At 67.0% G+C, this 7,030-nt stretch carries 4 protein-coding genes; all 4 read right to left on the reverse strand.

Translation table 11 applies throughout. From position 1 onward, the window contains the following. Positions 1-375: 375 nt before the first annotated feature. Complete coding sequence (locus ACPYOG_RS18020; RefSeq protein ID WP_481295527.1) at positions 376-2,046, reverse strand: GspE/PulE family protein; 1,671 nt, start codon at positions 2,044-2,046, stop codon at positions 376-378. A gap of 262 nt (positions 2,047-2,308) precedes the next feature. Next, positions 2,309-2,533: a hypothetical protein gene (locus ACPYOG_RS18025; RefSeq protein ID WP_481295528.1), complete on the reverse strand. Its 225-nt coding sequence runs from the start codon at positions 2,531-2,533 to the stop codon at positions 2,309-2,311. Between the two features lie 110 nt (positions 2,534-2,643). Further along, the gene (gene rpoC, locus ACPYOG_RS18030) at positions 2,644-6,519 is read right to left on the reverse strand and encodes a DNA-directed RNA polymerase subunit beta' (RefSeq protein ID WP_481295530.1); all 3,876 of its coding nucleotides are present in this window, start codon (positions 6,517-6,519) and stop codon (positions 2,644-2,646) included. Between the two features lie 49 nt (positions 6,520-6,568). Next, the coding region (locus tag ACPYOG_RS18035; RefSeq protein ID WP_481295529.1) for a DNA-directed RNA polymerase subunit beta at positions 6,569-7,030 on the reverse strand (462 nt) is incomplete at its 5' end.

Genomic DNA, 7,030 nt, shown 5'->3' on the forward strand with positions numbered 1-7,030 from the left:
TCCGTCGTCGGCAGCGTCAGATGTGTATAAGAGACAGGACGCAGGGGGCGGCGGATACGCCGATGCGGGTGCTGGCGCAGGCGCAGGTGCGGGTGCCGGGACATAGTCCGTAAGGGGCGGAGCGTTGTAGTCCGTCAGGGGCGGAGCGTAGTAGTCCGGCAGCGGTGGAGCGTTGTAGGCCGGGAGCGGTGGACGCTTCGGCAGGAACGAGTCGGGAAGGGCCTCTCCCGCGGGCTCGCTGGGCCCTGAGACGGGCCGAGCCCATCCCGGTGCCTCAGGAGGCGTCACCGGGATCTCGTAGACAGGACGACGCTCTCCAGCGTCCTCCACAGCCCAACCGTCGTTCGTTCCGTCCGATGTCATCTGAAACCTTTCCTATGCGACCACTCGCAGGATCTCGTCGACAGAAGTCTGTCCGAGCTTGACCTTCTCCCAGCCGTCCTCGCGCAGCGTGAGCATGCCTTGCTCGCGCGCCGCGCGGCCGATCTCCGCGCTCGAGGCCCGCTCGACGGTGAGACGTTCGATCTCCTCCGTCACGGCCATCACCTCGTGCACCGCCAACCGTCCGCGGTAGCCCGTGTTGGAGCACGCGGTGCACCCGACAGGCGCGTAGATCACCGGGAGCTCTTCGCCCTCGGCCAGCGGGAATCGCAGGCGGGCCAGATCGTCGGACTCGAGGCCGAGCGGCTGCTTGCACCGCTCACAGAGGCGCCGGGCGAGACGTTGGGCGACGACGCAGTCGAGGGCCGATCCCACCAGGAACGGCTCGATCTCCATCTCGGTGAGGCGGGTCACTGCGCTCGGCGCATCGTTGGTGTGCAGGGTCGAGAGCACCAAGTGCCCGGTCAACGATGCCTCGATGGCGATCTGGGCAGTCTCGTGGTCTCGGATCTCACCCAGCAGCACCACATCCGGGTCGCTGCGCAGGATGCTGCGGAGCGCGCTGGCGAACGTCAGCCCGGCCTTCGGATTCACCTGAACCTGGTTGATGCCCGGCATGCGGTACTCGACGGGATCCTCGACCGTGATGACATTGACCTCGGGCCGGGACACCGCGTTGAGTGTCGTGTACAGCGTCGTCGACTTGCCCGAGCCCGTCGGGCCCGTCACCAGGATCATCCCGTACGGCTTCGAGTACGCGGTCTGGAAGGTCTCGAAGTTCCGGTCGAGCAGATTCAAGTCCCGCAGGTTCATGGAGGTATTCGTGTTGTCCAGGATCCGCATGACGACCTTCTCGCCCCACACGGTCGGCAGTGTTGCGACGCGCAGGTCGATCTGCCGGCCGCCGTGCAAGACCGACATGCGGCCGTCCTGGGGCTTCCGGCGTTCGGCGATGTCGATGTCGCTCATGATCTTCAGTCGTGAGATCACGCCGCTCTGCACCGTCTTGGGAGCGTTCTGCATCTCATGGAGCACTCCGTCGATGCGGTAGCGGACCCGCAGCTGGTGTTCGCCCGGCTCGATGTGGATGTCGGAAGCGCGATCCTGGATGGCCTGGCTCACGATCAGGTTCACGAAGCGCACGATCGGCGCTTCGTCGTCGGCCATGTCCTCGGTGGTGGCGCCGCTCCCGAAGTCGTCCTGCCCCGTCGACTCCTCGAGAGTCGTCGTGAGGTCGCTCAACTCGTCGTCGGCGCGGATGTACCGGTCGATCGCCGCTTCGAGATCTTCGGGCTCCGCCACGACGGCCGCGACGGGCATGCGGGCTGCGGCGCGCACGTCGTCCATGGCGAGCACGTCGCCGGGGTCCGCCGACGCGATGACGAGAGCTCCATCGGTGATCGCGATCGGGAGGACTTTGTGCCGCTTGCACACTGCGCCGTTCACCATCGCGACCGCTGTGCGGTCCACGGGGTAGTCCACGAGCTCCACGAACGGAAGCCCGGCCTGGACAGCGCGGGCGCGGGCGAGTTGCGTGGGCGAGATCGCGCCACGGTCGAGAAGGTCTCGGACGGCGGCCTCATCGGAGGGCGCACGGCCCACAGCATCGAGATATTCGATGGGCAAATGGCCGTGGAGGATAAGGATTTCGGTCATGGACGCCACGGGGGACCCCCTCTGGATCGCGGCTGCCGACGGTTCGGGTGAACGGCAGACCCGTCCGTCAGGGGCGAGAACTCCCCCGGACGGATGGGCGTAGTCCACCTAATCAGTGAGCGGGTCAGGACAACAGACCCGCGAGAGGGTGCCACGCTGGTGGGTGGCACCCGTGTGCGGGGCGTGTACTCATCGTCGCCTGCGCCCGATCGGGAGGCCAGAGCCTGGACGCGCGAAATTGCCTGCGAGGCGGGGACGGGCCCAGCCGGCGTCAGTGCAGCTTGCCGCGATGGCTCGCCAGGTAGACGAGGACGCCCGCGACGACGGCGCATCCCATGGTCGTCATCCAGAACGGGAGGGTACCGGCTGCCCTGCCGCTGAACGCCTGGGCGATGCCGATGAGGAAGCTGGCCACGGCGACGGCCAGCAGCGCGGCCGCAACGCCCAGCATCGCGCGTCCTGCCGTGTCGGTGTACTGGAGGAGCTGGCGCCACATGCGTCCATCTTCCCAGACCCCAGGCACGACGAAGGCGCGAGCGACGACGAAGACCCCCAGCGACGACGAAGGCCCCCGGCGGATGCCGGGGGCCTTCGGGACGGGGAACCTTAGTTGTAGGTGCCCGGGGTGTAGTCGTCCGAGCTGAAGCTGTCGAAGTCGACGAAGCTCAGGTCGCTCTCGTTGAACGAGGAGTCGTCGGCGAAGATGCGGTTGGGGTACCGCTCCGCCTTGGCCTCCTCCGTCGCCTCGACGGTGACGTTCCGGTAGCGCTGCAGGCCGGTGCCGGCCGGGATGAGCTTACCGATGATGACGTTCTCCTTGAGACCAATCAGCGGGTCGGACTTGCCCTCCATGGCCGCCTGCGTCAGGACGCGGGTGGTCTCCTGGAAGGACGCGGCCGACAGCCACGACTCGGTCGCCAGCGAGGCCTTGGTGATACCCATGACCTCCTGACGGGCGGAGGCGGTCTTCTTGCCCTCCTGCAGCGTCGCGCGGTTGATCTCGTTGTACTTCGACCGGTCGACCAGCTCGCCCGGCAGCAGGTCGGTGTCGCCGTGGTCGACGACGGTGACCTTGCGGAGCATCTGACGGACGATGACCTCGATGTGCTTGTCGTGGATCGGCACGCCCTGCGAGCGGTAGACGCCCTGGACGCCGCCCACCAGGTGCTTCTGCACCTCGCGGACGCCCTTCACCCGGAGGACCTCCTTCGGGTCGACGGTTCCGACGATCAGCTGGTGTCCGAGCTCGACGCGCTGTCCGTCCTCCACCAGGAGGGTCGAACGCCTCAGCACCGGGTAGACGTGCGGCTCGTCGCCGTTGTCCGGGGTCAGGATGACCTTGCGGGACTTGTCCGTCTCCTCGATGGTGATGCGGCCGGCGGCCTCGGCGATCGGGGACGCACCCTTCGGGGTACGTGCCTCGAACAGCTCCTGGACGCGCGGCAGACCCTGGGTGATGTCGTCCGCGGAGGCCGAACCACCCGTGTGGAACGTACGCATGGTGAGCTGCGTTCCGGGCTCGCCGATCGACTGGGCGGCGATGATGCCGACCGCCTCGCCGATGTCCACCAGCTTGCCGGTCGCGAGCGAACGGCCGTAGCAGGCGGCGCAGACGCCGACCGCCGACTCGCAGGTCAGCACGGAGCGGACCTTGATGTCGGTGACGCCGGCCGCGACCAGCTTGTCGATGAGCACGTCGCCCACGTCCTCGCGCGCCGCTGCGACCACGGTGCCGTCGGCCGCGACCGCGTCAGCGGCCAGGGTCCGGGCGAACACCGAGTTCTCGACGTTCGGGTCGCGGGTGAGGGTACCGTCCGCACCGACCGTGGCGATCGGGAGGTCGAGGCCCTTGGTCGTGCCGCAGTCGTCCTCGCGGATGATGACATCCTGCGAGACGTCCACCAGACGACGGGTCAGGTAGCCCGAGTCCGCCGTACGGAGGGCCGTGTCGGCCAGACCCTTACGGGCACCGTGCGTCGCGATGAAGTACTCCGCGACCGACAGCCCCTCGCGGTACGAGGAGATGATCGGGCGAGGGATGATCTCACCCTTCGGGTTGTTCACCAGACCGCGCATACCGGCGATGTTGCGGACCTGCAGCCAGTTACCACGGGCACCGGACGTCACCATTCGGTTGATGGTGTTGTCCGCCGGGAAGTTGGCGCGCATAGCCTCGGCGACCTCGTTGGTGGCCTCGGTCCAGATCTTCACCAGCTCCTGGCGACGCTCGAGGTCGGTCGTCAGACCCTTCTCGAACTCCGAGGTGATCTTGGCGGCCTTCTTCTCGTAGCCGGCCACGATCTGCGCCTTGTTCGGCGGGGTCAGGATGTCGCTCAGCGACACCGTGACGCCCGAGCGGGTGCCCCAGTAGAAGCCGGCGTCCTTGATCCGGTCCAGCGCCGCCGCGACCTCCACCTTCGGGTACCGCTCGGCGAGGGCGTTGACGATCAGCGAGATCGTGCCCTTGTCGGCGACCTCCTCCACGTAGGGGTAGTCCGCCGGCAGCGTCTCGTTGAAGAGGGCGCGGCCGAGCGTGGTCTCCACGATCGCGGTGATCGGGGTGGCACCCGTGTCGGCGGCGTCCGACGGCACGTAGTTGTCGAGACGGATCTTGACCTTGGCGTTGAGGTGCAGCGAACCCTGGTCCTTCGCGAGGATCGCCTCGGAGACCGAGGAGAACGCGCGACCCTCGCCCACGGCGCCCTCGCGGACGGTGGTGAGGTGGTGCAGACCGATGATCATGTCCTGCGAGGGCAGGGTGACCGGGCGGCCGTCCGAGGGCTTCAGGATGTTGTTCGAGGCGAGCATCAGGATGCGGGCCTCGGCCTGGGCCTCGACCGACAGCGGCAGGTGCACCGCCATCTGGTCGCCGTCGAAGTCTGCGTTGAACGCGGCGCAGACCAGCGGGTGGAGCTGGATGGCCTTGCCCTCGACGAGCTGCGGCTCGAACGCCTGGATGCCCAGACGGTGCAGGGTGGGCGCACGGTTCAGCAGCACGGGGCGCTCGCGGATGATCTCCTCGAGCACGTCCCACACCTGCGGGCGCGAACGCTCCACCATCCGCTTCGCGGCCTTGATGTTCTGAGCGTGGCTCAGGTCGATCAGGCGCTTGATGACGAACGGCTTGAACAGCTCCAGCGCCATCTGCTTGGGCAGACCGCACTGGTGCAGCTTGAGCTGCGGACCCACGATGATGACCGAACGGCCCGAGTAGTCCACGCGCTTGCCGAGCAGGTTCTGGCGGAACCGGCCCTGCTTGCCCTTCAGCATGTCGCTGAGGGACTTGAGCGCCCGGTTGCCGGTACCCGTGACCGGACGACCGCGGCGGCCGTTGTCGAACAGCGCGTCGACGGCCTCCTGCAGCATCCGCTTCTCGTTGTTCACGATGATCTCGGGAGCACCGAGGTCGAGCAGACGACGAAGGCGGTTGTTGCGGTTGATCACGCGGCGGTACAGGTCGTTCAGGTCGCTGGTGGCAAAACGGCCACCGTCGAGCTGGACCATCGGGCGCAGCTCCGGCGGGATCACCGGGACGACGTCGAGGACCATCGCGGCCGGCGAGTTGCCGGTCGCCAGGAACGACGAGACGACGCGCAGTCGCTTGATCGCGCGGATCTTCTTCTGGCCCTTGCCGTTGGCGATCTGCTCGCGGAGCATCTCGGCCTCTGCGGCCAGGTCGAACGCGAGCAGGCGACGCTTGATCGCCTCGGCGCCCATGTACGCCTCGAAGTAGATGCCGTAGCGGTCGACGAGCTCGTTGAAGTCCGCGTCCTCGGGCTTGAGGTCGCCGACCTTGAGGGTGCGGAACGACTCCCACACGCGCTCCAGGCGGGCGATGTCCTCGTCGAAGGACTTGCGGACCTGGCCCATCTCCTTCTCCGCCGTGTCCTTGACACGACGCTTCTGGTCGGCCTTCGCGCCCTCCTCCTCCAGCGCGGCGAGGTCGGTCTCGAGGCGCTGCAGACGCTCGGCGACGCGGGCGTCGCGCTGGTCGGACAGCGTCTTGATCTCGAGGCGCAGCTCGTTCTCGAGGCCGGGGAGGTCGGCGTGACGGCCGTCCTCATCCACCTCGATCACCATGTACGCGGCGAAGTAGATGACCTTCTCGAGGTCCTTCGGCGCCATGTCGAGCAGGTAGCCGAGGCGGCTGGGCACACCCTTGAAGTACCAGATGTGCGTGACCGGGGCGGCGAGCTCGATGTGGCCCATGCGCTCACGACGGACGGAGGACTTGGTGACCTCCACGCCGCAGCGCTCGCAGACGATGCCCTTGAACCGGACGCGCTTGTACTTGCCGCACGAGCACTCCCAGTCGCGGGACGGCCCGAAGATCTGCTCTCCGAAGAGGCCGTCCTTCTCGGGCTTCAGGGTCCGGTAGTTGATGGTCTCCGGCTTCTTGACCTCGCCGTAGCTCCACCGACGGATGTCGTCAGCGGTGGCCAGGCCGATACGCAGCTCGTCAAAAGTTGTTGCGTCGAGCAATGTGTTCACTCTCTCCTATTGAAGATTCGTCAGTTGGTCTGGCTGCCGCTTAGATCTCGTCGATCGACGACGACTCGAAGCGGGAGGAGATGTTGATGCCGAGCTCTTCCGCGGCACGGAAGGCCTCGTCGTCCGAGTCGCGCAGGCTGACCGCCTGGCCGTCGGCCGAGAGGACCTCCACGTTCAGGCAGAGGGACTGCATCTCCTTGATGAGGACCTTGAAGGACTCCGGGATGCCCGGCTCCTGGATGTTCTCACCCTTGACGATGGCCTCGTAGACCTTGACGCGGCCGAGGATGTCATCCGACTTGATGGTCAGGAGCTCCTGCAGCGCGTACGCGGCGCCGTAGGCCTCGAGGGCCCACACCTCCATCTCACCGAACCGCTGACCACCGAACTGCGCCTTACCACCGAGCGGCTGCTGGGTGATCATCGAGTACGGACCGGTCGAACGGGCGTGGATCTTGTCGTCGACCAGGTGGTGCAGCTTCAGGATGTACATGTAGCCGAC

Source organism: Leifsonia sp. HAY1-4F, assembly GCF_056755275.1.